General features: G+C 53.1%; 19 protein-coding genes. 12 read left to right on the forward strand and 7 right to left on the reverse strand.

From position 1 onward, the window contains the following. Position 1 precedes the first annotated feature (1 nt). A complete protein-coding gene (locus P9L94_00725; GenBank protein ID MDP8242574.1) occupies positions 2-1,501 on the forward strand; it encodes a family 10 glycosylhydrolase in 1,500 nt (499 codons plus the stop codon). A gap of 230 nt (positions 1,502-1,731) precedes the next feature. Here the strand turns inward: P9L94_00725 and P9L94_00730 are convergent, their stop codons facing one another. After that, positions 1,732-2,451 carry a lipoate--protein ligase family protein gene (locus P9L94_00730; protein MDP8242575.1) on the reverse strand — a complete coding sequence of 240 codons (720 nt, stop codon included), beginning with the start codon at positions 2,449-2,451 and terminating at the stop codon, positions 1,732-1,734. A gap of 142 nt (positions 2,452-2,593) precedes the next feature. Here P9L94_00730 and aceE point away from each other — a divergent pair, with 142 nt between their 5' ends. From aceE to lpdA, 3 genes are read left to right on the forward strand one after another with little or no spacing between them, the layout of a single operon-like run. Further along, positions 2,594-5,314: a pyruvate dehydrogenase (acetyl-transferring), homodimeric type gene (aceE, locus tag P9L94_00735; protein ID MDP8242576.1), complete on the forward strand. Its 2,721-nt coding sequence runs from the start codon at positions 2,594-2,596 to the stop codon at positions 5,312-5,314. 34 nt (positions 5,315-5,348) lie between these two features. Continuing rightward, complete coding sequence (locus P9L94_00740) at positions 5,349-6,989, forward strand: 2-oxo acid dehydrogenase subunit E2 (GenBank protein MDP8242577.1); 1,641 nt, start codon at positions 5,349-5,351, stop codon at positions 6,987-6,989. Positions 6,990-7,001: 12 nt separating this feature from the next. Continuing rightward, entirely contained in the window at positions 7,002-8,423 is a 1,422-nt protein-coding gene (gene lpdA / locus P9L94_00745; GenBank protein MDP8242578.1) for a dihydrolipoyl dehydrogenase, read from the forward strand. A gap of 31 nt (positions 8,424-8,454) precedes the next feature. Here lpdA and P9L94_00750 read toward each other — a convergent pair whose 3' ends face one another. The 4 genes from P9L94_00750 to P9L94_00765 all read right to left on the reverse strand — a co-directional run bounded on the left by P9L94_00750 (position 8,455) and on the right by P9L94_00765 (position 11,246). Further along, positions 8,455-9,225 (reverse strand): WecB/TagA/CpsF family glycosyltransferase, encoded by a 771-nt coding sequence (locus tag P9L94_00750; GenBank protein MDP8242579.1) that lies wholly within the window; start codon positions 9,223-9,225, stop codon positions 8,455-8,457. Between the two features lie 16 nt (positions 9,226-9,241). Further along, a complete protein-coding gene (locus tag P9L94_00755) occupies positions 9,242-9,880 on the reverse strand; it encodes a prepilin-type N-terminal cleavage/methylation domain-containing protein (protein MDP8242580.1) in 639 nt (212 codons plus the stop codon). Positions 9,881-10,018: 138 nt separating this feature from the next. Next, positions 10,019-10,486: a peptide-methionine (S)-S-oxide reductase MsrA gene (msrA, locus tag P9L94_00760; protein ID MDP8242581.1), complete on the reverse strand. Its 468-nt coding sequence runs from the start codon at positions 10,484-10,486 to the stop codon at positions 10,019-10,021. 142 nt (positions 10,487-10,628) lie between these two features. Further along, a complete protein-coding gene (locus tag P9L94_00765; protein ID MDP8242582.1) occupies positions 10,629-11,246 on the reverse strand; it encodes a prepilin-type N-terminal cleavage/methylation domain-containing protein in 618 nt (205 codons plus the stop codon). 216 nt (positions 11,247-11,462) lie between these two features. Between P9L94_00765 and P9L94_00770 the strand changes: the two genes are divergently transcribed. The 4 genes from P9L94_00770 to P9L94_00785 all read left to right on the forward strand — a co-directional run bounded on the left by P9L94_00770 (position 11,463) and on the right by P9L94_00785 (position 17,392). Further along, positions 11,463-12,134 (forward strand): ABC transporter ATP-binding protein, encoded by a 672-nt coding sequence (locus tag P9L94_00770; GenBank protein MDP8242583.1) that lies wholly within the window; start codon positions 11,463-11,465, stop codon positions 12,132-12,134. Further along, positions 12,131-14,683 (forward strand): ABC transporter permease, encoded by a 2,553-nt coding sequence (locus tag P9L94_00775; GenBank protein ID MDP8242584.1) that lies wholly within the window; start codon positions 12,131-12,133, stop codon positions 14,681-14,683. The genes P9L94_00770 and P9L94_00775 overlap by 4 nt, the downstream gene beginning before the upstream one ends. Next, on the forward strand, positions 14,673-15,761 hold the full coding sequence (locus tag P9L94_00780) for a lipocalin-like domain-containing protein (protein MDP8242585.1): 1,089 nt from the start codon (positions 14,673-14,675) through the stop codon (positions 15,759-15,761). Before P9L94_00775 ends, P9L94_00780 begins: the two co-directional genes overlap by 11 nt. Before the next feature lie 380 nt (positions 15,762-16,141). Further along, complete coding sequence (locus tag P9L94_00785) at positions 16,142-17,392, forward strand: NAD(P)/FAD-dependent oxidoreductase (protein MDP8242586.1); 1,251 nt, start codon at positions 16,142-16,144, stop codon at positions 17,390-17,392. 101 nt (positions 17,393-17,493) lie between these two features. Here the strand turns inward: P9L94_00785 and P9L94_00790 are convergent, their stop codons facing one another. Next, positions 17,494-19,770 carry a hypothetical protein gene (locus P9L94_00790; GenBank protein ID MDP8242587.1) on the reverse strand — a complete coding sequence of 759 codons (2,277 nt, stop codon included), beginning with the start codon at positions 19,768-19,770 and terminating at the stop codon, positions 17,494-17,496. A gap of 74 nt (positions 19,771-19,844) precedes the next feature. On the opposite strand from P9L94_00790, the gene P9L94_00795 reads away from it, so the two are divergent. Genes P9L94_00795 through P9L94_00810 form a run of 4 tightly spaced genes read left to right on the forward strand, consistent with a single transcriptional unit; the run spans position 19,845 to position 25,158 of the window. After that, complete coding sequence (locus P9L94_00795; GenBank protein ID MDP8242588.1) at positions 19,845-21,977, forward strand: hypothetical protein; 2,133 nt, start codon at positions 19,845-19,847, stop codon at positions 21,975-21,977. 38 nt (positions 21,978-22,015) lie between these two features. Further along, a complete protein-coding gene (locus tag P9L94_00800; GenBank protein MDP8242589.1) occupies positions 22,016-24,406 on the forward strand; it encodes a glycoside hydrolase family 127 protein in 2,391 nt (796 codons plus the stop codon). Between the two features lie 21 nt (positions 24,407-24,427). Beyond that, positions 24,428-24,700, forward strand: coding sequence for a hypothetical protein (locus P9L94_00805; protein ID MDP8242590.1), 273 nt, complete (start codon positions 24,428-24,430; stop codon positions 24,698-24,700). 11 nt (positions 24,701-24,711) lie between these two features. Then, positions 24,712-25,158: a DUF1569 domain-containing protein gene (locus P9L94_00810; GenBank protein ID MDP8242591.1), complete on the forward strand. Its 447-nt coding sequence runs from the start codon at positions 24,712-24,714 to the stop codon at positions 25,156-25,158. Here P9L94_00810 and P9L94_00815 read toward each other — a convergent pair whose 3' ends face one another. After that, positions 25,159-26,085: a hypothetical protein gene (locus tag P9L94_00815; protein MDP8242592.1), complete on the reverse strand. Its 927-nt coding sequence runs from the start codon at positions 26,083-26,085 to the stop codon at positions 25,159-25,161. It lies immediately after the preceding gene. Between the last annotated feature and the right edge of the window lie 22 nt (positions 26,086-26,107).

The raw sequence follows: 26,107 nt of genomic DNA on the forward strand, positions 1-26,107 counted from the left end.
TATGAAAACGATTTTTACTTCAATCGTGCTTGCGGTATCCGTTCTATGCAGCGTATCCGGTGAATGCCAGTCGCTTGAAGGCCGCGCGGTGTGGGGGCATCCCGGCGTCGCTGGCAACAGCCGCGAGTCTATCGCTGAATTTGCAGAGAAACTCAAAGGCGCTCACATCAACACGCTGGTGATGATGGTGAAAGGCATCGGCGGCGAGATTTATTATCCGAGCGAAAAATTTCCTGATAGCGTTCGTAAGGGATATAAAGACTTCGATTTTCCCGCGATCTTGATTGATGAATGTCACAAGCGCGACATCGAGGTGCACGCTTGGTTCTGTGATTTCCCTGAGGGCGCCAACTCGGCGGCGGACAAAGCGCATCCCGAATGGTCGATGCGTAACGCCAACGACAAAACCACCGACAGCGAAATTCTTCGCGGACGAAATTACGGTATGCGCTGGATGTGCCCGGCGCGTCGCCCGGGGTATACCGACCAGTGGTTGGTCCCGTTGATTGATGAGTTTGCGCAAAAATATGACATCGACGCCATCCATCATGATTATGTTCGCTATCCGGGCGACCTCGCGCCTGACACCTATTGTTTCTGCGATTATTGCTTGGAAGAAATACCAAAATGGGCGGGCTATTACAAACAAGCCTACCCGGACGAAGCCTTTCACCCCAACTATGACCGCCCCTATCTGGAAGCGCATTGGGAGCCAGGCCCGAGGGTGTTGCCCGAAAACTGGGCGAACATGCCGCGCAGCGCCAAGAGCGGCTTTTTGTTAGAAGGCGGCTTCTTCAACGGCGGGCGCTACGACCTCGATTATTTCTTTTATAATTACCGCATCCATTGGATCGCGCAGTTCACCCGCGATGTATTTGAAAAAGTCCGTGTCGGCAAACCCGAGATGGAATTTTCCGCTGCGGTGTTTAAGAACCCCGTCCACAGCGGGCGCTTCATCGGGCAAGACTGGCGCGAGTTTAGCGACTGGGTGCAATACATGATGCCGATGGACTACCGTTCGCATTATCCCGGCACGTTCGAGCAGCACCTCGACCTGTTGGAAGAGAGCATCATGCAACAGAAGCAGTGGGCGTGCGACGCCAAGCACCTGTGGCCGGGCATCGCCAGTTATCAATTGTATTCAGAAGAAAGCGCGTTTCATCGCGCCGCCCGACGTATCGTTGAAAATGACGAGATCCGCGACGATTTTGCTTCTGTGTTTACTGCGGTGGAAGCAAGTTTGAAAAAAACCGATGGGGCCGTTGCGGATGCGCTGAAGGCGTATTTCAATTCGCCCAACGACGCCAACCGCGCTAAAGCAGTCATCTCACTGAAATCAGTTGTCGAAAAATACCCGAAATATTACCGGCCGCCCTATAAGTTCGTCCAAACCTTGCAGCGGGTGAAAGATACTGGAGTTAAAGGCATGGTTGTTTTTGCCATTGGCGACGTTATCAATAATGGCTTGTTAGATGAACTCGGGGAATTTTTTGCCCAATAAATGTCGTCGTGAAGGTTTAACTAGATGAATGCTAAGGGCTTTCGTTCGCGGAAGCCCTTAAATTTTAGTGAGTTAGAGCGTTTTGTTCGTAGGGATAGCGTAGGCAAACGACCGCTTTACTGATGCTGCACCTGTATAAAATACACTTGCGCTTGTCGTTAATTTCTAATGAAAACGACAAGCGAACCGCTGCTAATGGCTTCTACTGCTTTAACTTCGGCGTAAAACAACTAAAATTGATATGTCCATTCATCCTGTGAAAACTGCTTCGACGTCAGCTCATCAATCTGGTCAGAGGGAACCGACTCAAGTGGTCCGTTTGCCTCCCAGATTTGCATGAGCCGTTTCTTTAATAGAGAGGCTTCGATGTTGAGATTGGTCAAAAATTCGGCGTGTCGGCGTTGGGCGCGGTAGTCGGGTTGTTTTGACGGCATCGGCAATAAGCGCGTCACGGATTCGATGTCAAATTGCAGCAAGAATGTTCCATGAAAGAGAACATAGCGCTTTTTGCGGCGTTGCGCGTTGCCGGAGCACTTTCGACCGTCAACGGACAAATCAGAAATGCCCTGAATTTGAACATCGCCAGCGACCAATTCTTGTAAAACGGATTTGTGTCGCTCTAGTACATATAGATAAGTACGGTCAATTTTGGCCAGCGGCCCGTCCGGCTCAATCGGCAAGATCAGCGTATAGTTCAGGCAGCCCGGTCCATTGATGACAGAGCCTCCGCCGCTTGTCCGACGTACAATGGGGACATGGTTTTCCCGGCACGCGTCGATGTTGACTTCCAGTTGGACCTTGTTCGATCGGCCCAGGACAACAAACGGCGATTCTGTTTGCCAGAACCGTAAAATCGGCCCGCTATCGTCGCCTTCGCGCATGAGCAACAGCGCTTCGTCGCAGGCGATGGTATGATAGGGTGATGAGAACGAAAGATCGAGAACCTTCATTTGTAAGTTTGCACCTGAGTTTGAGAGTCGTTGTTTAGAATCAAGCCCGGATTCAACTCGCTGTCTAAACCGAACCGGATTTTGAAAACGCAAAATAGCCGTTTACCTGAAACAAAACGTAAAACCAATAGGGAGATACGCCGTGTCTACGGAACCAAAAAACACTCCAGCGTATTCACACGATGACTTGCTGGAGGACAATACTCAAAAAGCGTCTGAGTCAAACCACTGGTTCGACTCGATGGATTATATTTATAGTCACGCCTTGAAGTCAGAAGAACCGCCGCGGCCTTCTTTTTTGATGAATAATTTGATTCGCCGCTTGCGCAAGAACGGCGTCGAAGTGCCCATCACCGTCAGTTCGCCCTATTTCAACACCATCCCCGCGAGCGAACAGCCCGAATACCCTGGCGACCGCGACATCGAACGCCGCATCAAAAGTTTGGTGCGTTGGAACGCGATGGCGATGGTGGTGCAGGCCAACCGCGTGAATGCGGGGCTGGGCGGGCACATCTCGACCTTTGCGTCACTCGCGACGTTGTATGAAGTCGGCTTCAACCACATCTTTCACGCGGGCAACGACAAGCGCATGGCGGACCTGGTTTACTTTCAAGGCCATGCTTCGCCGGGCAATTACTCCCGCGCCTACATGGAATACCGCATCGACGCCAAAAAGTTGCACAACTTCCGCCAGGAACTCGCGGAAGACGGCGGGCTGTCGTCTTACCCACACCCCTACCTGATGCCGGACTTCTGGCAGTTCCCGACGGTCTCAATGGGGCTGGGGCCAATTACGTCAATTTATCATGCGCGCTTTGTGCGCTATATGAAAAGCCGCAACCTCTTGCCCGAAGGCAAAGAAGAACCCCATCTGTTTGCGTTCGTCGGTGACGGCGAGTCGGACGAACCCGAAACCCTGGGCGCGTTAACTCTGGCGGGCCGCGAGTCGCTCGACAATTTGACTTGGATCGTCAACTGCAACCTGCAACGTCTTGACGGCCCGGTGCGCGGCAATGGAAAGATCATTCAAGAACTCGAATCGTTGTTTCGCGGCGCCGGTTGGAACGTCATCAAAGTAATATGGGGTACCGACTGGGACGAGTTGCTCGAAACCGACCATGACGGACTTCTCGCCAAGCGCATGGGTGAAGTGGTTGACGGTGAGTTCCAAAAATATTCGGTAGAACCCGGCAGTTATGCGCGCAAGCATTTCTTCGGCAAATATCCTGAACTGATGGAGCGCGTCAACCATTGGAGCGACGACCGCATTCAAAAATTGCTGCGCGGAGGTCATGATCCCAAAAAAGTCTACACCGCTTATAAATCAGCGTTAGATCACAAAGGCCAGCCCACGGTTATCCTTGCGAAAACCATCAAGGGATACGGCTTAGGCGAGGCGGGCGAAGGCCGCAATATCACCCACCAACAAAAGAAGATGAACGAACGCGAATTGCGTGAATTCCGCGACCGTTTTCAAATTCCCATTGATGATGAAGAAGTCGTCAACGCGCCGTTTTACCGTCCGCCGAAAGACAGCCCTGAATCGCAATATCTGTTGAAACATCGTGAAGCGTTAGGTGGATTTTTGCCCAAGCGCGAAGATAACGCCGAACCGCTCAACACGCCGGGCATGGACTTCTTCAGCGATTTTCTCGGCGGCAGCGGAACCCAGGAAGCCTCAACCACCATGGTGTTTGTCCGCATCCTGACCAAGTTATTGGGCGACAAAGATATTGGCGAAAATGTTGTGCCGATCATCCCTGACGAAGCGCGTACGTTTGGTATGGACGCGCTGTTCCGTCAGATTGGCATTTATTCGTCGAAAGGCCAGTTGTATGAGCCGGTCGATAAAGAGAGCCTCTTGTTTTATCGCGAACAAAAAGACGGTCAGATTTTAGAAGAAGGCATCACCGAAGCCGGTTCGATGGCGTCGTTCGTCGCCGCTGGTTCGGCGTATACCAACCTGGGCCGTCACATGATTCCGTTTTATACCTACTACTCGATGTTTGGCTTCCAGCGCGTCGGCGACTTGATGTGGCTGGCGGGCGACACCCGTTGCCGGGGCTTTTTGATGGGCGCGACCTCAGGCCGCACCACGCTCAACGGCGAGGGCTTGCAGCACCAGGACGGTCACAGCCTCTTGATGGCTTCGACCATTCCAACAATGAAAGCCTACGACCCTGCGTTTGCCTGTGAACTAGCGGTCATCATTCAAGACGGCCTCAAAAGCATGTATCACGACGGCAAAGAGATGTTCTACTACATCACTTTGTATAATGAGAACCACCTGCATTTGCCGATGCCGGAAGGCGCCGAAGAAGGCATTCTCAAAGGATTGTATAAATTCAAAGCGGGCGAGTCGGGAACCCACCAGGCGCATATCCTGGGCAGCGGCCCGATGGTGCATACCGCCTTGAAAGCGCAAGCGATTCTGGCGGAGAAATACGACGTCAAAGCCGACGTGTGGAGCGCGACCAGTTACAAACACCTTCGGACTGATGCGTTGAACACGACGCGATGGAACATGTTGAACCCCGACAAGAAAGCCAAAAAATCGTATCTCGAAACCGTGCTCGAAAACGAGTCGGGCGCGTTTGTTGCGGTTTCAGATAATATGAAGATCGTTGCCGATCAGATTGCGCCGTGGGTGCCGGGTGGTTTAATGACTCTGGGAACCGACGGCTTTGGTCGCAGCGAAACGCGTACGAACTTGCGCCGCTTCTTTGAAATCGACGTCGAGTGCACCGTGGTCGCCACGCTGTATAAACTGGCGGAAATGGGTACCATCGACCGAAAAGTGGTTGCCAAAGCCATCAAAGACTTGGGCGTTGATCCAGACAAAGTGTATCCCGAAATTTTGTAATGACGGAAATTTGAAATAGAGGCGAATGTAAAATATGGATATCCTGCTACCCCCTCTCGCGGAAGGCGCAGACTCAGGCACAGTGGTTTCGATCTTAGTCAAAGTCGGCGACGTGATTAAAGCCGACCAATCTGTGATTGAGATCGAAAACGAAAAAGCAATTGCGCCGATTCCATCCACGTCGGCTGGTACGGTCACAGAAATTTATGTGGCGGAAGGCGATACGGTTTCAGTCGGCCAAAAATTAGTTGCGGTCGGTGAAGGCGGCGCGGCAGCCAAAGATAAATCCGCTGCCAAATCTGAGGCGCCCAAGAAAAAAACATCTCAATCGAAATCGGCCCCCGCCGCGAAGAAAAGCGTACGGACGGATGTCGTCTTGCCTGCGTTGGCCGAAGGCGCTGATTCGGGCACGGTCGTCTCTATCATGGTCAAAGCGGGCGATGCGATTGAAAAAGATCAACCGCTCATTGAGATCGAAAACGAAAAAGCGATTGCGCCCATCCCATCAACGGTTGCGGGCGTTGTGGCTGAGGTTTACGTCAATGAAGGCGACGTGATTAATGAAGGCCAGAAGTTGGTCGCAATTTCGTCAGGCGACGGCTCTGCGCCCGCAGTGACGCAAGAGCGCGAAGCGGCCCCGTCGCCCATTCATACGCCCTATGACGGACAAAAAGTTGAAGACCCCTATCTCAGTTATCGCTATCAGTCGCGCAGCGGATATCCACCGCCGGCCTCGCCCAGTATTCGCAAAATGTCCGCGCAGATTGGTCTGGACCTTTCCCGCGTGCCCGGTTCGGGGCATGGCGGACGCATCCTGATTGAAGATATTCAAACGTACATTCAGTATTTGCAGAACCTGGCAGATTCGCCGCGCCAGGCTGCTCCGGCGGCTTCGAGTGCGCCAAGCGCCGCGCCGTCAAAACCCAAGGCGGAATCCATCGACTTCTCGCAATGGGGCAAAGTGAAATCTGAGCCGATCTCATCGTTGCGAAAAACCATCGGGCGCCGTCTGCAAGACGCGTGGAACACCATCCCGCATGTCTATCAGTTTGATGAAGCCGATATCAGCGACGTCATGGAATTGCGCAAGAAGTATAAAGCGGCCTACGCAAAGAAAGACGCGAGTTTAACGCTCACCAGCGTCACCATTAAAGCCGTCGTCAAAGCGTTAAAAGATTATCCCATCTTCAACGCCAGCCTCGATGAAGTAAAACATGAGATCGTCTATAAAGAGTATTTCCACATTGGCGTCGCTGTGGATACTGAAGCGGGCTTGGTGGTGCCAGTGATTCGCGACGCTGACAAGAAAAGTATTCTGGATATATCCCTCGAATTACAAGAACTCGCCGCCAAAGCGCGCGATCGCAAATTGTCCTCAGAAGAGATGAAGGGCAGTTCGTTCACCATTTCAAACCTGGGCGGTATCGGCGGTACGCACTTTACGCCGATTGTGAACCCGCCGAATACCGCGATATTAGGCGTCGGACGCGGCGCGGTGAAGCCGGTTTATGACGGCAAGAAATTTATTCCGCGCTCATTCATGTCGTTGTGCGTCTCGTATGACCATCGCGTGATTGACGGCGCCGACGGCGCCCGCTTCATCACCTCGCTGGTCGAGGCGATTGAGACGTTTCCTGAAAGCGAAATTAAACTCAGTTCTTCACAGAAGAAATAAGGAACCAAACTGATGAAACCGATTCAAACGGAAATCGTTGTGGTTGGAGGCGGCCCTGGAGGCTACGCGGCTGCGTTTTACGCCGCTGACCGCGGCAAAAAAGTCATCATGATTGAAAAATACAAACGCCTGGGCGGGGTTTGTATGAACCGGGGCTGCATCCCATCCAAGGCCTATCTGCACGCGGCGAAATTGATTGAGGAAGCCAAAGAGTCGTCGTTTCGCGGCGTAACATTCGCCGAACCGAAGATTGACCTCGACAAGTTGCGTGCTTGGAAGGAATCGATCCTTGATAAACTTGCGAAGGGCGTCGAATCGCTGGCGGCCCGCCGTAATGTTCAAGTGATGTATGGGCGCGGATTGTTTGAAGATTCAAATACCTTGCGGGTCGAAACCGACGAAGGCCAGAAGTATGTCAAATTTGAGCAGGCGATTGTCGCCGTTGGTTCGGTGCCGGCGTTGCCCTCGGCGTTTGATTTGGGCAACCCGCGCGTGATGACCTCCGACGAAGCGCTAGAACTTCAAGACATCCCCAAAGATATGCTGATTGTCGGCGGCGGCTATATCGGCATGGAGATGGGCACCGTCTATAAAACCCTGGGCAGCAACATTGTTGTTGTCGAAGCGGTCGATACCATTCTGGCGGGCGCTGACCGTGACTTGATCCGCTATGTGAAAGAACGGGCCGACAAAGAATTCAAAGAAGTGCGCCTTAACGCCAAGGTCACCAATATGGCGACCAGTGGCAAAAAGATTAAAGTCACTATGTCAATCGACGGCGGCAAACCAGTCGAAGAAAAATATGACCGCGTTTTGGTGTCGGTCGGGCGCGCGCCCAACTCAGAAGACATTGGTCTGGAAAATACCAGCGCTACCACGGACCGCAAAGGCTTCATTGAAGTCAGCAAAACCATGCAAACCAAAGACCCGTCGATTTACGCGATTGGCGACGTGGTCGGCGGCGCCATGCTCGCGCACAAAGCCTCCCGTGAAGCGCGCATCGCGGTCGATGTTATCCTCGGCGACGAGAACGCGTTCGAGAATGTGATTGTCCCCGCTGTTGTTTTTACCGACCCTGAACTCGCCTGGTGCGGATTGACCGAGTCGGAAGCTAAAGAGCGCGGCATTGAAGTGCAGATCGCCAAGTTCCCCTGGAGCGCATCGGGTCGCGCATTAACCTTCGACCGCCCCGACGGCATGACCAAACTGATCGTCGAGCCGGAAACTGACCGCGTGTTAGGCGTCGGCATTGCGGGCGTTGGCGCGGGCGACCTCATTAGCGAAGGCGCGTTCGCCATTGAAATGGGCGCCACCGTGCGCGACTTGGCCGAAGTGGTACACCCCCACCCAACATTGTCTGAAACCATCATGGAGTGCGCGGAGAACTTCTACGGCTATTCGACCCATACCTACAGCGCAACCAAGAAAGACTAAACTTGATTGATTCATACTTGCGAACGGCGCATCAATTCGATGCGCCGTTTTTGTTTCTTGCATGGATAAATACACGCAATAGAAACGCAGCGTTCCCAATCAAATAGCGTTTCCATAACCGCCCCGGCTCTTGCGTCATGCGATGCAGCCACTCCAACCCGCAGGCCCTCATCCATTTCGGCGCCCGGGGGATGCGTCCCGAGTAAAAATTAAATAAGCCGCCGACGCCGACTGCGACGCGCGCACCGGTTTTCGCCGCGTGAGTTGTGATCCAGTTTTCTTGTTTGGGAACGCCCATCGCGACCAGCAGAATGTCTGTTTTTGCGTTTCGGATTGTTTCGATAACTTGCGGTGTTTCATTTTCGTCAAAGAAACCATCGTGTACGCCAACGACATTTATTTTTGGATATTGCCTCTCGAGGTTGTACTTCAATTCGTCTGCAACGCCGTGGGCGCCGCCGAGTAAAAATAGTTTGAGATTTGTTTCTTGCAGGGCTTCGCAGAATTGAGGGAACAAGTCTGTCCCGTTTACATTATCAACCAAAGGCGTCTTCATCCATCGCGCCGCGATTTGCATTCCAACGCCGTCTGCATATACCAAAGGCGCCTGTTGCAGAACGCTCCGGTATTCATGGTTGTTTGCTGCGATGTTGACGCAATGCGCGTTCATAAAACAAACCGGCGTCAATCCACTGACGCCGGTTTGTTGGATGATTTGACGAACCGCTTGGTTAAGCGAAACATTTTGAATCGTAACGTCAAACAGATTGATGGTTTGATTGGACTCGTCGTTTTGATTCAATGTGATTGTCCAACGGCTATTGGTTGATGCCGCCGCTGCCGCGCAGCGTAATATCGCCGGAACTGACTAAGCCGTTGCTTTGGTCATACGGCAACCCGCGCACAATGTCGCCGAACCCTGCATTGATTCCCAATATCCCATCCGGGCCAATACCGATCAACACAAATTCGCCTGTATTCAACACACGCAGTCCAGTGATTTTTATGTTCGCTTCAAAAAAAGAGCCGAAGCCGTGATCGGGGCCGGCGCCTTCGGGGTCATTGTCGCCATAGCGGTAGGATTGCGCCCCGGATTCTTGCGGGAAGAACGGATCAATCGGCAGCGAGGCGATATAACTAATCGGGCTGGTGAGCGGGCCTAAGATGTCGAAGGTATTACGCGACTCGAAGTCATTGGCGCCGACCATGTTGAATATTTCTCTTAATCGTGTGTGGCCCCATTCTTGATCATCGTCCCACCAGTCGACCAGAAGCACGTTTCGGTCTGCTTGATTCATCTGTACCGCAGTCGCAGTGGCTTTCATGTCAGCCAGGTTGCGCGCTAACTTTGCGCGAATTTGTGCGTTGAGAAAATTAGGGACGGCAATTGCGGCTAAGATTCCAATGATGGCTACCACAATCAACAATTCAATAAGCGTAAATCCAGACTTGCGCATTAACGTATCCTCCCACATCAATTGAAATAAAGGTCAAAGCAAAAGTGAATTAAACATTTTGTATATACAGATTTTATCATGGGAGAATGATGAAAGATAGAGAAAATGTATAGAGGATAAAAATAGACGAACGCCTGCTTAGAGGAGGCGGCAGGCGCGTTGTTTTCCATAATATTTCTGGTGATATTCTTCGGCGCGCCAGAAAGCGCTCGCTGGTTCGATGGTTGTGACGATGGGGAGTTTAAAGTTGTCCGTTGCGTCCATTTCGGCTTTTGAGGCTTCGGCGGCAACCTGTTGTTCGGGTGTGTGATAAAAAATCGCCGAGCGATATTGCTCGCCCACATCCGGCCCTTGTCGGTTTAACTGCGTTGGGTTATGCGTCGTCCAGAAAATGTTGAGTAGTTGCTCATAGGTGATTATTTCAGGATCAAACTCAACTTGTACGACTTCGGCGTGTCCGGTGGTTCCCGAACAAACGTCCTGGTAGGTCGGGTTGGCGAGATGGCCGCCCATATAACCGCTGACGGCGTCAATCACGCCGTGTACTTTTCGGTATGCGTCTTCGACGCACCAAAAACAACCTTCTCCAAATGTGGCTTTTTCCATCGCAGTGGCTCCTTGTTTGTTTCTTCCATTGTATCGAGGAAATGTGCATCTGAGAAATCAAATTGAAATGAAAAAACGGGACGAATGAATGCTTCGCCCCGTCTGAATGAAGTGCGTCTCATTTGAGTTCATTTCTGCTTGGTTACTGTCGGTCGGCGCCGCCTTTTTTGGCATAGAAGTTTTCGCCGCGATAAATGTCGCCGGGCGAGATCAGCCCGTTGGTAGAATCATAATAACTGCCCGCCAGCCATCCCGCGCCAGCAGGCAAGCCAACATTGGTATATTTTAAGTCGGGGCCGGGGCTGCCGGTTTTCCAGGTCGAACTACCCCACGCTCGATACCAAGGGTGGTTTGATGATTTCGCGCTTCCTTCATAGCCATGAAATACATCCGTCCCATAGTCATAACTTAACGGCCCGTTGGGTCCGCCGATGCGGTGATGCTCTGAGCCTTGTAGAACATCGTCTGCTTGGAACACGTCGGCCAAAATGTTGGGCATGTAGGAGACTGGCGTCGTCAGTAACACATACGAATAGACCCAACCGTGGCTTTGCGTCTCCGTGTCTTGGGGCGGGCGACCATTGTCAACGCGATACATGGTGAGCGCGGTGGCAAGAGTGCGCAGGTCTGACTCAATGCGGGCGAGTTTGGCGCGAATTTGCGCGTTCATAAAATTTGGAACCGCAATCGCCGCCAATATTCCAATAATCGCGACAACAATCAATAATTCAATCAGCGTGAATCCACATTGTTTTTTCATCTTCTACTCCCCAAATCAATAAAAAATATACACCCCGTTATCTTATATATCTGTGTTGGGATGTCAATCGAAATCATTCGCATGAGTGAAGGAAAGGCGATTTGCGGCGCAAAGGCAATCGGGCAAGCATGGTGAAGCGTTGCGTGCGTTACCAAGCAATCGTACATTGTCTGTGCGTAGCTAGTACAATATAGCGAATCATTTAAAGGATTTTCAATGCCAATTCGTTTAGACAATGTGACGAAGACCTACCGTCGCGGTGATGAAGTTGTCATTGCGCTTAACAATGCGTCGTTTGAATTGAGTGATGGAGAAATGGTTGCGATGGTGGGGCCATCCGGCTGCGGAAAATCAACCTGCTTGAATTTAACGGCTGGCGTTGACCTGCCTGACCAAGGCAAGATTTTTATCAATGGAACGGATTTGACGCAAGCGAGCGAAGCCGAATTAACGCGCCATCGGCGTTTTGGCGTGGGGGTGGTGTTTCAGGCGTTTCATTTGCTGCCCCATTTAACGGTTGAAGAAAACGTGGCGCTTCCGCAAGCCATCGCAGGCAGACGCGACCGTGAATGGGTTCGCGAACTGGTCAACCGGGTGGGGTTGACGCACCGCGCCGGACATTACCCCTCCGAACTCTCCGGCGGCGAGCAACAACGCACCGCTGTCGCCCGCGCATTGGCGTTGCGCCCGATGCTGATTGTCGCCGATGAACCAACGGGCAATTTAGATTCGCAGTCCGGTCAACGTGTGTTGGAACTGCTCAACCAATTGAGGCGAGAACAAAACGCGGCGTTATTGCTGGCGACGCATGACGACAACATCGCCGCCGGCGCCGACCGGGTGGTTCGTTTGCAAGACGGCGTCATTGAGGCCATCGAAGCCCGATGATTATACAAGCGTTTTTTCTGCGACCTGTTCGCCGACGACCTGTCCGTTTTTTGTTGACGGCGCTCGGCGTCGCCATCGGCGCGGCGTCCGTTGTCGCGACGGTGCTTGCGTGTCAGGCCGCTGTTCGTTCGATGGAAGAAGACATCAAAGAACTCGCCGGGCGAACCAAATTAGAAATCTCCCGCCCGGGCGATTTAGATGAACAACTGCTTGGAGAGATACGCCATTTCGCGCGCGACGCCGTGTTTGCGCCCGTGTTAGATGAGCGCGTCTTGGTTCCTCAACTTGATGATCTCGTTCGATTTTTTGGATTAGACTTGCTCTCGGACGATTTGGTTCGAGGCCTTGATTGGGACGAGGGCGAGGCGTTCGGCGAAGAACAGTTTACGCAACTCTTACGCGGCGAAGGCGTTATGCTGCCGACGCCCTTAGCGAAACAACTCGCGATTCGCGTAGGCGATTCCATAGAACTCTCGTTGCGAAGCGAACGAATAAAAGTCCCTGTGGCTGGGGTGTTTTCGCCGCCAAGCGGGACGTCGGCCTGGGACCGGGTCATCGTGGCGGATATCGCGTATGCGCAGCAATTGTTCGGGCGCGCCGGACGCATTGACCGCATTGAGTTGATGCCGCGGCGCGGGGTACCCGTCGATGCATTGCGCGCGAGTTTGCGCGAAGCGCTGCCCAATGAATATCGCATCGAACAGCCCGACGACCGCGCGAACCAAACCAACCGCATGGTCAGCGCATTACGATTTAACCTCACAGCCTTGTCGGGCATCTCACTGTTGGTCGGCGGCGTGTTGGTGGCGACTACGTTGTACACGTCTATCGTGCAGCGTCGCTATTGGATCGCCATGCTGCGTTCGTTGGGCGCATCCAAAAGTCAGTTGGCGTTCGCCGTGTTAGCCGAAGCCGCCGCCATTGGCGTGGTCGGCGGTTTGCTTGGGGCGTTGGGCGGGTTCGCTGGCGCACAAGTCGCGCTGGCCAGCGTACGCGCAACTATGTCTGTTTTGGTGCGCGACGCTCCTCAATCAGAAATCGTCTGGCAGCCCTGGTTGCTCTGGCTTGGGGTTGGTCTCGGCGCGGTGACCTCGATGGCGTCTGCGTTCGGCCCTTTGCTCGAAGCCTGGAAAACGCCTCCGCTGCAAGCGTTGAATAGCGAACGCCCTGAGTATCGAAACGCAAAATCCTATCAAAAACCAATGCTGCTCGCAGCGGGATTTATTGTTGCAACGGTTGCGCTTTCGCTGGCGCCGCCAATCTACGATTTGCCCTACGCCGCCTTGGGCGCGTCGCTCGCAATCTTGGCGGCGTTGATCGTATTGATGGGGCCGCTACTCGACGCGAGCGCTGCGCTAGCCCATCGCTTTCGTCGCGGCCCATTTGCGAGCACAATGCAACTCGCTTTTGCCGGGCTGATTGCGGGCCGAAATCGCGCTGCGTGGGCGGCGGGCGCCATCGGCGTTTCGGTCGCGCTCGCAGTCGGCATGTCGATCATGGTGACGTCGTTTCGGCAGACAATCGTAGACTGGACGGAACAGGGATTGCGTTCCGATATTTGGATCCGTTCCGTTTCATCGCAAACCGGGCTTCCATCAGGGCGCTTGTCGCCGGAAGCGCTTTCTATCGTACATACGTTGTTTGACGCCGATCAGATTGACGCCTTTCACATGGGAGAGGCGTTTATTCAGGGTGAAAAAATCATCTTTGCGGCGGGCGAATTTTCTATTGTGCAAAAACGCGGCGGCGTTCCATTTCGCGGCGGGCGTGATTCAAAAGACGTCTTCGCCGAAACGCTGCAAACCCACGGCGCCATCGTCAACGAAGCGTTTTCGCGTAAGTTCGGTGTTGGCGAAGGCGATGTGGTTGAACTGCAAACGCGCGGCGGTTTAATTCAACGCCGCGTCGTAGGCGTGTATTACGATTATTCGAGCCATGAAGGGACCTTGATAATCGACCGCAATGATTTTCTCGAATTGCACCCCGACGATGGCCCGCAAGGCATCGCATTGTTTTTGCCGCCGGACGCGAATTTACCTGCGGCGCGTGAGCGTTTGCGCGAGGCGTTTGCGGGGCGCTGGTTTATCGAAATCTTTTTGAACCGCGAACTCAAACAAGAAATCTTGAAGATTTTTGAACGGACATTCGCTATCACGGCTGCGCTTCAAGCCATCGCGTCGCTGGTCGCGGCGATTGCCGTTGTGATGGTATTGTTCGCGCTGGTGAATGAACGTAAACAGGACCTGTCGCTGCTTCGCATCCTCGGCGCCGCCCGTTGGCAAACCGCCAAACTGGTTTTATGGAAAGCGGGCATTCTCGGCGCCATTGGCGGCGCGGGCGGATTGGCGGCGGGCGCGGTCATCGGCGTGATTCTCGTCAAAGTCGTTAACCTGCAATCGTTTCGCTGGTCGTTGCAATTGATCTGGCCCGTCGGCGATTTGCTGATGTTATACGGCGTGGTGGTGGCCGCTTGCGCGTTGGCGGGAGCGGTCCCTGCATGGGTCGTTGCTAAACGAAATTTGCAATCGGTGATTTGTGATGATGCGTAAATTGTTTTTTCTATTATTACTGAGCGCTGCCTTTGTGAATGCGCAAGAAATGGAATGGAAGAAAATTGTTCCTCCCTTAGAATTTTCCTTTCCGCGCGATCATGGCTCGCATCCTGACTATCGCACCGAATGGTGGTACTTCACCGGGCAAGTCCAAACACGGGAGGGACGCCGCTTTGGCTATCAGTTCACCATTTTCCGCGTTGGCATTCAGGCTGGAGAGAAAAAGGCTGATGAGCCGGATATGGCGCCGCGACAGATATTGGCGGGGCACTTCGCGATTGCGGATATTCAGAATAACGGCTTTCGGTTCGCAGAGCGCTTTCGCCGCATCGGCGCGGGTTTCGCTGACGCGGCGCTGGACGATATGCACGCATGGATCGGCGATTGGGAACTCAAGCGTAATGGGAACGGCGAAGTGAGCATCTCGGCTTTGGATCGAGAGACGGCGATTGGGGTCGAGTTTTCGCTCTCTCCATCAAAGCCGCTGGTGTTTCAAGAAAACGGCGGTTATTCAAAAAAAGGCAGCGAGAGCGGCAACGCTTCCGCCTACCTGAGCTGGACGCGAATGAAAACGGATGGCGTTTTGTCTTTCGATGGAGATGAGTATCCCGTCAGCGGCGCCTCATGGTTTGACCATGAATGGGGTTCATCGCAACTGGGCGAAGGCGTTCAGGGGTGGGACTGGTTTGGTCTGCATCTTGATGATGGTCGCGACCTGATGCTCTACGGTTTGCGTAACAACGATGGTGAATTCATCCCCGAATCGGGTGGGACATTGGTCGACGCGGACGGGACGGCCCATCCACTCACGCGTGACGATTTCACTATGGTTCCATTACAAACCTGGAACAGTCCAATCACTGGCGCGAACTATCCTGTCCGTTGGGAAATTGCGGTTCCAGACAAAAATATTTCGTTTCAAATTCAGCCGATGGTTGATGAAGCCGAAATGAACGCCGTCAGTTCATTGGGCGTGATTTATTGGGAAGGCCCGGTCGAGATGATTGGCAAAACCACCGGGCGCGGTTACATGGAACTTTCCGGCTACGCGACCAATCTGGAAGACCGTTTTTAGGTTCCAAATCAAAGATAAATTACTATAGATATAATTTGCTTGACAAGAGGCCCGCTTCCTGGTTAATTATGGGCAGAGCAGAGAGGAGGTGGTCCACTTTATGTTAGATGACTGTACCTATTGTCGTACGTCGTATAGCTCAGGTGGCTGCGGAGGTGAGGAGGGTTAGTCGGATATCGGGCGGTATATGAGGCCCGGAGCGCCGCACCCTACTCCTGAATCTTGTTTGCGGCGTTGAGGCTCTCCACGCTCTTCAATCCAACCAGTTCACCGTACGGGGGCGATGAAATTCCATCGCCCCCGTTTTACGTTATGATTGAATCAACGAACCGTAATCTGCTGTGTTTTTATTTTGTGCGTAAGATGGTTTGGAGCCTGTTATGACTCAAGTGGATGTGGCTGTCATTGGCGCTGGTCTGGCCGGCTTATGTTGTGCGCGCAAGTTGCATCGTCATGGAATTGATGTTGGCGTCTATGAAGCCTCGGATGAAGTCGGTGGGCGGATACGCACCGATTTGCTAGACGGGTTTATTTTAGATCGTGGGTTTCAAGTGTTTCTGACGTCTTATCCCGAAGCGCAGTCGGTGCTCGATTATAACCTCTTGCAATTACATCCATTTGAACCAGGCGCGATTGTCCGCTATGCCAATGAATTCCATGTGATCGCCGACCCCATGCGAATGGTGAGCAGCGGGTTGCAGACGCTGTTTACTCCGATTGGTTCGTTGTCGGACAAATTTCGTATTGCGTTGTTGCGCGGCGATGTTTGTAATCCGCCGTTGCATTCGCTTTTTTTACGGACCGAACAAACAACCGTTAGCCGATTAAAAGACTTTGGTTTTTCTGACTTGATTATCGAGCGTTTTTTTCGTCCCTTTTTTGGCGGCGTTTTTTTAGAACGCGAACTGTCAACGTCGAGCCGTATGTTTGATTTTTTGTTCCGCATGTTTTCGCAAGGCGACGCCACGTTGCCGCAAGATGGAATGGCGGCGATTCCCAGACAATTGTCGAATGAGATTCCGGCGGACCGAATTCATCTCGAAGCAAAAGTTGAAAAAATTACGGACGCAGGCGTCCGGTTGAAATCCGGGGACGAGATCAAAGCAAAGTCGGTGGTGATTGCAACGGACGGCGCTGATGCGGCGGCGTTGCATTTGAGCGCTTCGCCCAAAGCGTTCCAGTCGGTCCGCTGTTTGTATTTTTCGGCGGACCAATCGCCCGTCAACCGACCGATATTAGTTTTGAACGGGAACGGCGCCGGGCCAATCAACAACATTTGTACGCCAAGCGATATCGCGCCCGGTTATGCGCCAAAAGGGCAGACGTTGATTTCCGTATCCGTCATCGGCCAGCAGGCAATGGACGAAAGTGAATTGTTGCGCTTGGTGCAAAAACAACTCAAAGAATGGTATGGCAGCGTAACGGAAACTTGGCGGTATTTATTATCCTATTCAATTGACCGGGCCTTGCCCAAACAAATGCCGCCTGCCTTGCATATGCCGCAACGCCCCGTGCGAGTGCGACCCGGGTTATATATTTGCGGAGACCATATTGATAACGCGTCCATCAACGGCGCGATGGTTTCAGGCCGCCGCGCCGCCGAAGCGCTGATTGAAGATTTGTCGAATTAGAAGCCATCTCAAAAACAAATGTTGCGATTGAAATTCTGGCCTATCAATAATTAAAAAACCCATGCCTTTCGCAGCGAACGATTCGGTATTACTGAGAGTTACTATTCTAATTCACTCGACGGCGCTTCGATGTATCCTGCAAAGCGCCCCATCCAATACGGCAACAGCCAGAACACTCCGCTGCTTTCCAGGCGGCCTTCGGCGTCGCTGAAATCGCCTGAAACCACCGTCCAGGGATTTTTATCCCAGCGCATGACGCCGCGTTCGCTGGGCGGCAACATGCGGTCGAGTTGGAGCGGGTCGAGCATCGGGCTTCGTACGAGTTGAACGTCTTCACGCTTGGAACTGTCAATATGCCATTGGCGCAAATCAAGCGGCTGGTCGCGCAGGAAGAAAATATTTTCATCCAGTTGGCAGTCGCCGCTCGTCAGCATACCAAAGGTGAAGTTGAAGAACGGGTCCATTTCGTTCGCCACAGTACGGTAGGCCCAGGTATAGCCTTCGCGATAGATGGCTTTCAATTCGGGATCGGTTTCGTACTTCATTAACGCGGGGACGACCATGGTCATCAGGTCGTCATCAATGTGGGTGCGCTCAGAGCGACCGTAGGTTTTTGGGCGACGCGCCAATTCGGCGTATCCGTGTTTTTTAATGAATTTCTCATATTCGCGTTGATATTTTTTGTCGCCGGTGATGTGGTAGGTCGCTTTGAGATACGACAAAATTTCAAATGCATTGATGGGCGCTTCCGAACGCCAGTCGGGATCATGCAGTAAAATCTCCGGCGCCCAAACGCCCCAGCGGGTATGCTCGCCGTCGGTATCGCGCAACACGTAGCCGCCGTCGATAATGTAATCCATGATTTTGCGCACCAGTTTTTCGACGCGCACTTTGCGTTCGGCGTCGGCGCAGAGGTCGTAGTACATCAGGTAGGTATAAAAATGCCCGGTGATTTCGTCAGAACTGGTGTCGCCTTTCCAGAGCCACTTACCGTCTTTGGAGGGGCGCCATCTCACTTCGACGGGCTTGAATCGCGGGTCGGAGACGCGGCGCTCAATGGCTTCTTGTTCGGAGTACGTCCGGTTGGCGTCCGCCATGTGCGTCCAGTCGCCGGGGATGATGGTGCGGGCGACGAAGCCGTCAGTTTCGGTGACGGTTTGCAGATATTCAAGCGCGTCATAGGCTCGGTCGGCTTTGTCTTTTGCATCCGGGTCGCCAGTGACGGCGTAACGCAGCGCCTCCATGACCAGATAGATTCCGGTGTAACTGCCGTCGTTGTCGTCGTCGCGCGGTTCCCACTTCGACAGATCGTTGGGATCGGGGAAATAGCATTTTTCCACGAACCAGGGTTCGCGCACATGGCGCTTCATGCAAATCTCGTAGTAATACTGCGCTTTGTCGGCGAGAGTCATCTTCTTGCGTTTAATGGCGCTGACGCCTGCGCGGGTCGCAACCCAGGCGGCGCCTTCCTTATCAAATGCAACGTCGCGTACGTCGTCGCTGAGCAGCCAGCGCTTGCTATGGCGCAGCGACCAGGTCTCGCCGTCGTAGCGGGCGACGCCTAGCCCAGTCCCGATCCATACCCGCCCATCGGGGCCGACATCGAGTGAGCGAACATCAAAGTAGGGCAGGCCGTCTTCGGCGGTGAGCGTGTCCACGCGCGTCCCGTTTTCATAAATATCCACACCGCCATATTCGCCAATCCAAAGCCGTCCGTCCGGCGCGAAACAAACGGCGTTAACTTCGGTTGAAAACAAATCGTCTGTTCCAAAAATGCGGCGGACGCCGTAAGACGCTTTGCGGACCAGCTCCATTCCGGTTGCGATCCAAACATCGCCGTTGGGCGCCAGCGCGGCGTCGCGCAGGTTGCCTGACCATTCGCGGTTGATTTTTTTCCAGCGTTGTCCGGTGCGCTCCCAGGCTGAATCCGGCCCCAGCGCGAGCAAGCCTTGCTTGGTTGCGCACACGACGGATATCGGATCGTCAAAGGCGTCGATCTTTTTTGCATCGGTCCCAGTGATTTCAAACAACCCGTTCCAGGCTGACGCCCAGAGGGTTCCCGATTGATCTAAGGCTAAATCATAAAAAGAGCCGCTTGCTGCTTGCTTCCAGGCTTCGTTCTCTAGATAGAACAACCCGTCAGTGGTCGCCGCCCACACGCGGTCTTGCCCGTCAACTTCAACCGCGCGGACATCGTTCGCTTCTCCTGAGAGGGGATAGGGCTGGTGGTATTCCTGCCAGAAAGGAAGGTCAGGAGCAGCGGCGAATGAAGTGAATATACAAAATGCTGCTATCAGTGGAGTAACCCATGCGATTGAATTGCGAACCATTTCAAACATCCCTTCAAAAATAAAGCCGTCGCCTGCGTGTGTTAACAATAGAAATTTCGCGCATGATGGTTTATAAAAAACAAGCAGTTCAGTCTATTCTATTTTGAGGAATCTGTGAAACGATGAAACCGACCCTTTTTCATGTTGCTTTTCTTTTAATCGCCGCCTCTCTGTTTGCATCAGCGCAAGACGCGCCTGAAAAGACCATATTCCAAACCGCGTCGCATTGGCGGGCGGAGATGGATATCCGTTCGGACGTCGCCGTCATCTATGGAATGAACGAGTCGTTTTCTGAACGGGCAAAAAGTTGGCAAGACCGAGGCTACGGCATTCAATTTATGACCGGCGTCGCCTGGGGCGGATATCAAGATTACATCGAAGGCCGCTTTGACGGCAAAACTCACCACGACGAAGGACAGGTCGAGCGCGACGGGACGCGCATCATGCACGGCGCGACGGTTCCGTATATGGTGCCGACCCCGAGTTATATCGAATATCTCAAAACGCTCATCAAACGCGCCATCGACGGCGGCGCCAAAGCGATCTTTTTAGAGGAACCCGAGTTTTGGAACCGGGGCGGATACAGCGATGGCTTTAAGCGCGAATGGAAAGCTTATTACGGCGAAGACTGGCAGGCGCAGCATTCCACTCCTGACGCCGCTTACCGTTCGGCGAAATTAAAATATCATCTCTATTTTCGCGCGTTGAAAGAACTCTTCCTTTATGCGAAAGACTATAGCGAGTCAAAAGGCGAACGGGTGCGCTGTTATGTGCCGACCCATACGCTGATTAATTATTCCGCCTGGAGCATCGTCAGCCCCGAAGCGAACCTGGCCAACCTGCCCGGCATGGACGGCTACATCGCTCAGGTGTGGACAGGCACCGCGCGTACGCCGACTTTTTTTCATGGCATTGAACGCGAACGCACCTTTGAAAACGCGTTTCTTGAATACGGCTCCATGTTGGCGATGACCCAGCCCACCGGGCGCCGCGTTTACTTTTTGACGGACCCGATCGAAGACAATCCCAATCACTCCTGGGAAGATTACAAACTCAATTACGAAGCGACCTTCACCGCGCAGTTGTTGCATCCGGCGGTTGACCACTACGAAGTGATGCCGTGGCCTAACCGTATTTTCTTTGGCAAATATCAGGTCGGCGGCAGCAGCGAACGCCAACCCATCCCGCCTGATTATGCAACGGAGATTCAAGTTCTCATCAATGCGCTCAATGATATGCCCAAATCGGACAACCGCGTCACGGGCGCGAAGGGCATCGGCGTCTTATTGTCAGATTCAATGATGTTCCAGCGTTTCCCGACGTTTAAAGACTATCAAGACCCGCGTCTTTCTAATTTGTACGGCATGGCGTTGCCGCTGGTGAAGCGCGGCGTCCCCGTGCAACTGGTGCAGATGGAAAACCTCTTGCAGCCGGATGTGTTGAAAGACGTTCGCGTGTTGGTGATGAGTTACGCCAACATGAAGCCGCTCAGCCCTTCGTATCATCAAGCGTTGGCGCAGTGGGTGCAACAGGGCGGAATGCTGCTCTTCGCGGGGCGCGACGACGACCCCTATCAAACCGTGCGCGAATGGTGGAACCAGGACGGCGCTGAATTTGCCGCTCCCAGCGTTCACCTGTTCCAGCAAATGGGCGTCATTCAGCCCAACGCCGAAGGCCGTTACCCCGTCGGCAAAGGCACGCTGTCGATCATACGCCAGAACCCCAAAGAATTTGCGATGGCGAAAGACGGCGGCGAACGCATGGTGAGCGAAGTTCAGCGATTGTATGGAACGCCGATTCTTCAAAAGAATTATCTCGCGTTGCGGCGAGGGCCGTATTTTATTGTTTCGGTGATGCAGGAAAGCGTTAGTAATGAGCCGTTTCTCGTTCAAGGCCCCGTCATTGATTTGTATGATCCGCAGTTGCCTGTATTGTTAGACAAAGAACTCAAGCCAGGCCAGCGGGGACTGTTTTATCAACTGGTTCTCGCGCCGGATGCGCCCTGCGTGTTGGCTGCCGCCTCGCGCGCGTATCAGGAAACCAAGACGGATGCGGGCTATTCATTCGTGATGAAAGGCCCGTTAAATATCAACGGCGTTGCTCGCGTATTGTTGCCTTCGCAGCCGAAATCCATCAACGCAAACGTAAACGGCGAAGCGGTCGATCTCAAATATGAATGGAATGCTCCGACGAAAACCTTGCTGTTACGCTATGCGAATTCGCCGGAGGGCGTATCGTTTGAAATCAAATATTAGTGCAAGAAACTTCATGCGGAATTTGGGAGAGTAAGACAATGCTTCGAAACGTATTTCTTCTGACGGGTATTTATTTAACTTTAGCTGCAGCGTCCGTTAGGTCGGAAGCCGCGTTTCAGGCGGTCCCGTTCGACCAGGTAGAAATCGACGATGCCTTCTGGACGCCGCGCCTGCAAGCGAATCATGACTCGACCGTTCCCCATGTGTTGGACTGGTGCGAACGCACCGGACGCATCAGTAATTTCGCTAAAGCGGCGGGGCTGGAAGACGGCGAGTTTGAGGGCATCTATTTCAACGATTCGGATGTGTATAAAGCCATCGAAGGCGCCGCACATGCGCTGGCCTTAAAGCCTGACCCGCAACTTGAAGCGCGTGTTGACAAAATGATTGATACCATCGCCTCCGCGCAGCAGGACGACGGCTATTTGAATTCGTATTACATCCTGGTTGAGCCGGATCTTAAATGGACCAACCTGCGCGACAAGCATGAACTCTATTGCGCCGGACATTTGATCGAAGCCGGAGTTGCGTATTATCAAGCAACCCAAAAACGCAAACTGTTAGACGTCGCCATTCGATTCACTGACTTGATTGATTCAATCTTCGGCCCCGACCAGCGACGCGACGTGCCCGGACACGAAGAAATTGAACTTGCGCTGGTGAAGTTATATAAACTGACTGGCGAGCAGCGCTACCTCGACCTCGCTGAATTTTTTGTCGAAGAACGTGGTCATACCGAAGGCCGGGAACCGCAGGAGTATTACGCCCAAGACCATCTGCCTGTGCGCGAGCAAAGCGAAGTCAACGGACATGCGGTGCGGGCGATGTACTTGTTCTGCGGCGTGGCTGACCTTGCTGCGATCAAGGGCGACCAAGGCTATTACGGCGCCATGCAGCGTATATGGGACGATCTCGCCCTACGCAAAATGTACGTCACCGGCGGCATCGGCGTGACCGGACACGGCGAGGGCTTTTCCAGCGGTTACGATCTACCTAACGAGCGTTCCTATTCTGAAACCTGCGCTTCTATCGCGCTGGCGATGTACAACGAGCGCCTCACCCAACTTCACGCCGATTCTCGCTTCGCTGACTTATGGGAGCGCGTCGTCTATAACGGCGTCCTGGCGGGTGTCTCGCTAGACGGCAGCCTGTTTAACTACCGTAATCCTATGTCAACTTACGGCGCGAATGGTTATCACCCCGGCGGCGTCAATGCAGACCCCAACCATAAGCACCATCGACAGGACTGGTACGCCTGCGCCTGCTGTCCGCCCAACGTGGCGCGGTTTATTCCCCAGATTGGCGGTGCGATCTACGGCGTCGGGCGCGACGGCGTCTATATCAATCAGTACATCGGCAGCCGTACGCAAGTTGACGTGAATGGACAAACCGTCGCACTGAGCATCACATCAGAAATGCCCTGGCAAGGCGCCATGACGCTTGCGGTTGATCCAGAACGAACGGCGGAGTTTTCCGTGTCGATCCGTCTGCCCGAATGGTGCGACGCGCCGGAGATCAAAGTAAACCGCAGCCATGTTTCTTATAATGAACACAACGGCTATGCGAAAATTCATCGCACCTGGAAACGCGGCGATAAAGTCGAAGTCTTAATGCCGATGGCGGTGCGGCGAATTCAAGCGCACCCATTCGTTGCGTCCAACACGGGGCGCGTCGCATTGCAGCGCGGCCCGATGATTTATTGCCTGGAAGAAATGGACAATGAGGTCGGCGTCCATCACCTGTCTTTGCCGCGTCATGCGCAAGTCGCCGCTGAGTTTCGCCCAAATTTATTGGGTGGAGTCACCGTACTCAAAGGCTCCGCGCAGTTTCGCACTTTAGATGGCTGGAGCGAGCATTTGTATCGTCCTGCGCGTGAATATGATGACGCAACTTTCGTTGCGGTACCGTATTATTCGTGGGACAATCGCGTCTCCGGCGCGATGACGGTGTGGCTGCCCGAGCATCCCGCACTGGCGCCGTCTATGACCATCGCCAGCGAGAGCAAAACGTCTTCTTCGCATCTACAAGGAGACAATATTCTGTCAGCGCTCAATGACCAGATTGAACCAAAGGCTTCAAATGATACGTCCGTCCCGCGCTTTACCTGGTGGGACCATAAAGGAACGCTCGAATGGGCGCAGTTTGATTTCGCCGATACGGAAATCGTTTCTTCCATCGAGGTCTATTGGTTTGATGATAGTGGAGAAGGCGGCTGCCGCGTCCCGGCGTTTTGGCGGTTGTATTACCGCGACGGCGACGAGTGGGTTCCTGCGCCGTTCGTCAGCGACTATGGGACAGAGTTGAACCGCTTCAATCGAGTTGATTTTGGTCCGGTTGAAACCGATGCATTGCGCATCGAAGCGCAGTTGCAGCCCAAGTCCAGCGCGGGCGTTTTAGAATGGCGGGTGTGGGCGCGAGGCGATGAATAAATCGCGAACAAAGAGGAGCGGATGATGTCAATTCAAGTGAAAGCAAAAAGCGACGTTGAGTTCGACGTGACTGTCGCCGCGTCGTCGACAACCACGCATACGGTGACGCTAGACGACGCTTATTATCAAAAGTTAACGGGCGGCTCTATTACCAAAGAAGCGTTAATTGAAGCGTCGTTTGAGTTTTTATTAGAACGGGAACCGAACACCAGCATCTTAAGCAAATTTGACTTGCCGTTGATTCAACATTACTTTTCGGAATATGAAAGTACGATAAAAACCCAATCGAATTAGGCGGCGAAACGGTGATCTTAAATCAGGATAACTGGCTGGAATTTCAGCAGCGGGTTCGTAAATTGCAGCCGCAGGATCGCGCACAGTGGGGAAGCATGACGCCAGCAAAAATGCTGGCGCATTTGACTTTCTTTTTCGAGTCCGCGCTGGGCAAGTTTGACGTGAAAGACGAAAGTACATTTTTCAGCCGTAACGTCATTTTATTTCTCTTGCTCTATGTTATGCCCGGTTTCCCTAAAAATGTGAAAGCGCCGGAAATGATTACGCCAGAGCCGGATTCAGATTTCGAAGCGGAACGCGCCAAGTTTGAGCGCTTGGCGCAAGCGTTTATTGATCTGACAAACAAAGAGCCCAACCGCGTCATCTCCCACATGTTTTTCGGGCCGATGACGCTACGAACGAATAGCCGGCTTTTAGGATTACACATCAACCATCATTTTAAGCAATTTAATATTTGATCAAAGCAAGCGCTTTGTGATTGTGAATGCTTGTTGGGGGTTCGTTTGCGTGATTTGTTTTATCTCGTCGTCTGTGAAACCAATGTCTTTCAATGCAGGAAGCAGCGCCGTGAAGATGGCGTCAAACGGGCGAAAATCGCCGCCGTTTTCCTGCCCGGGCGAATACCAGCCCGCGTCGTGAGACAGATGTAAGTTGGACAGTGCGCCTTGTTGTTTGTATTGAAGGATGCGGGCAATGTCTTTTTCCATCGAGTTATGATTGACTTTGTCATACGAGACCCAAACGCCGAAGTCGACGGCTTGCATTAGCAAATCCATATCTTGTTCATTTTGGGCGTGTACCCAAACCAGCGCATCGCCGCGAACGCCTTCTTCTTTTAGAATGCGCATCTCATCCGCAATCGCGCCGTTGCCGCCCGAATGACACGCGATTGCCAGCCCGGTCTCTTTGTGAGTAAGGCAGGCGGCGCGTACGAGCTTCTGGTCAATCTCGTTGAGTGGACCGTTTTTCACGCCGATTTTAATAAAGCCCGGTTTGACGCCTGTTCCGTCTATGCCTTCTTCAGATTCTTGCGTCCATCGTTTTGCGAGTTGGTCCGCCGTTTCGCTGCGGGCATAGTCGGGCACAAATTGTTCATTGGCGGCGGCGTAAAGGCCGGTGTTCGTCAAAATGTTTAATCCTGATTCCTTTGAAAGCCTTTTCAATAACGCCGGGTCGCGTCCAATAAAATTCGGTGAGCATTCTACCAACGTCTTGCAACCGAGTTGTTTCAGTTGTTCCAAATGGGGAAGTACCACCGGACAAACTTCATCGGAGTTCCAACGGTGTTTTCCGGTTTTTTTCCAGCCGATAAAATCCACCAGCACATGTTCGTGCGGTAGGGTAACTCCCATTTCGCCGGGTTGAATCGGGCCGAGAACCGTCATAACAACGTCAACCGTTTCAGCG

It is taken from the genome of Candidatus Hinthialibacter antarcticus, assembly GCA_030765645.1.
Taxonomy (GTDB): Bacteria; Hinthialibacterota; Hinthialibacteria; order Hinthialibacterales; family Hinthialibacteraceae; genus Hinthialibacter; species Hinthialibacter antarcticus.

Coding starts and splice junctions, on each gene's coding strand:
- P9L94_00780 (MDP8242585.1), top strand. CDS start 14,673: ATGATGCGTAAATTGTTTTTTCTATTATTACTGAGCGCTGCCTTTGTG.
- P9L94_00725 (MDP8242574.1), top strand. CDS start 2: ATGAAAACGATTTTTACTTCAATCGTGCTTGCGGTATCCGTTCTATGC.
- P9L94_00805 (MDP8242590.1), top strand. CDS start 24,428: ATGATGTCAATTCAAGTGAAAGCAAAAAGCGACGTTGAGTTCGACGTG.
- P9L94_00785 (MDP8242586.1), top strand. CDS start 16,142: ATGACTCAAGTGGATGTGGCTGTCATTGGCGCTGGTCTGGCCGGCTTA.
- P9L94_00755 (MDP8242580.1), bottom strand. CDS start 9,880: ATGCGCAAGTCTGGATTTACGCTTATTGAATTGTTGATTGTGGTAGCC.
- lpdA (MDP8242578.1), top strand. CDS start 7,002: ATGAAACCGATTCAAACGGAAATCGTTGTGGTTGGAGGCGGCCCTGGA.
- P9L94_00770 (MDP8242583.1), top strand. CDS start 11,463: ATGCCAATTCGTTTAGACAATGTGACGAAGACCTACCGTCGCGGTGAT.
- msrA (MDP8242581.1), bottom strand. CDS start 10,486: ATGGAAAAAGCCACATTTGGAGAAGGTTGTTTTTGGTGCGTCGAAGAC.
- P9L94_00815 (MDP8242592.1), bottom strand. CDS start 26,085: ATGACGGTTCTCGGCCCGATTCAACCCGGCGAAATGGGAGTTACCCTA.
- P9L94_00775 (MDP8242584.1), top strand. CDS start 12,131: ATGATTATACAAGCGTTTTTTCTGCGACCTGTTCGCCGACGACCTGTC.
- P9L94_00800 (MDP8242589.1), top strand. CDS start 22,016: ATGCTTCGAAACGTATTTCTTCTGACGGGTATTTATTTAACTTTAGCT.
- P9L94_00740 (MDP8242577.1), top strand. CDS start 5,349: ATGGATATCCTGCTACCCCCTCTCGCGGAAGGCGCAGACTCAGGCACA.
- P9L94_00730 (MDP8242575.1), bottom strand. CDS start 2,451: ATGAAGGTTCTCGATCTTTCGTTCTCATCACCCTATCATACCATCGCC.
- P9L94_00765 (MDP8242582.1), bottom strand. CDS start 11,246: ATGAAAAAACAATGTGGATTCACGCTGATTGAATTATTGATTGTTGTC.
- P9L94_00795 (MDP8242588.1), top strand. CDS start 19,845: ATGAAACCGACCCTTTTTCATGTTGCTTTTCTTTTAATCGCCGCCTCT.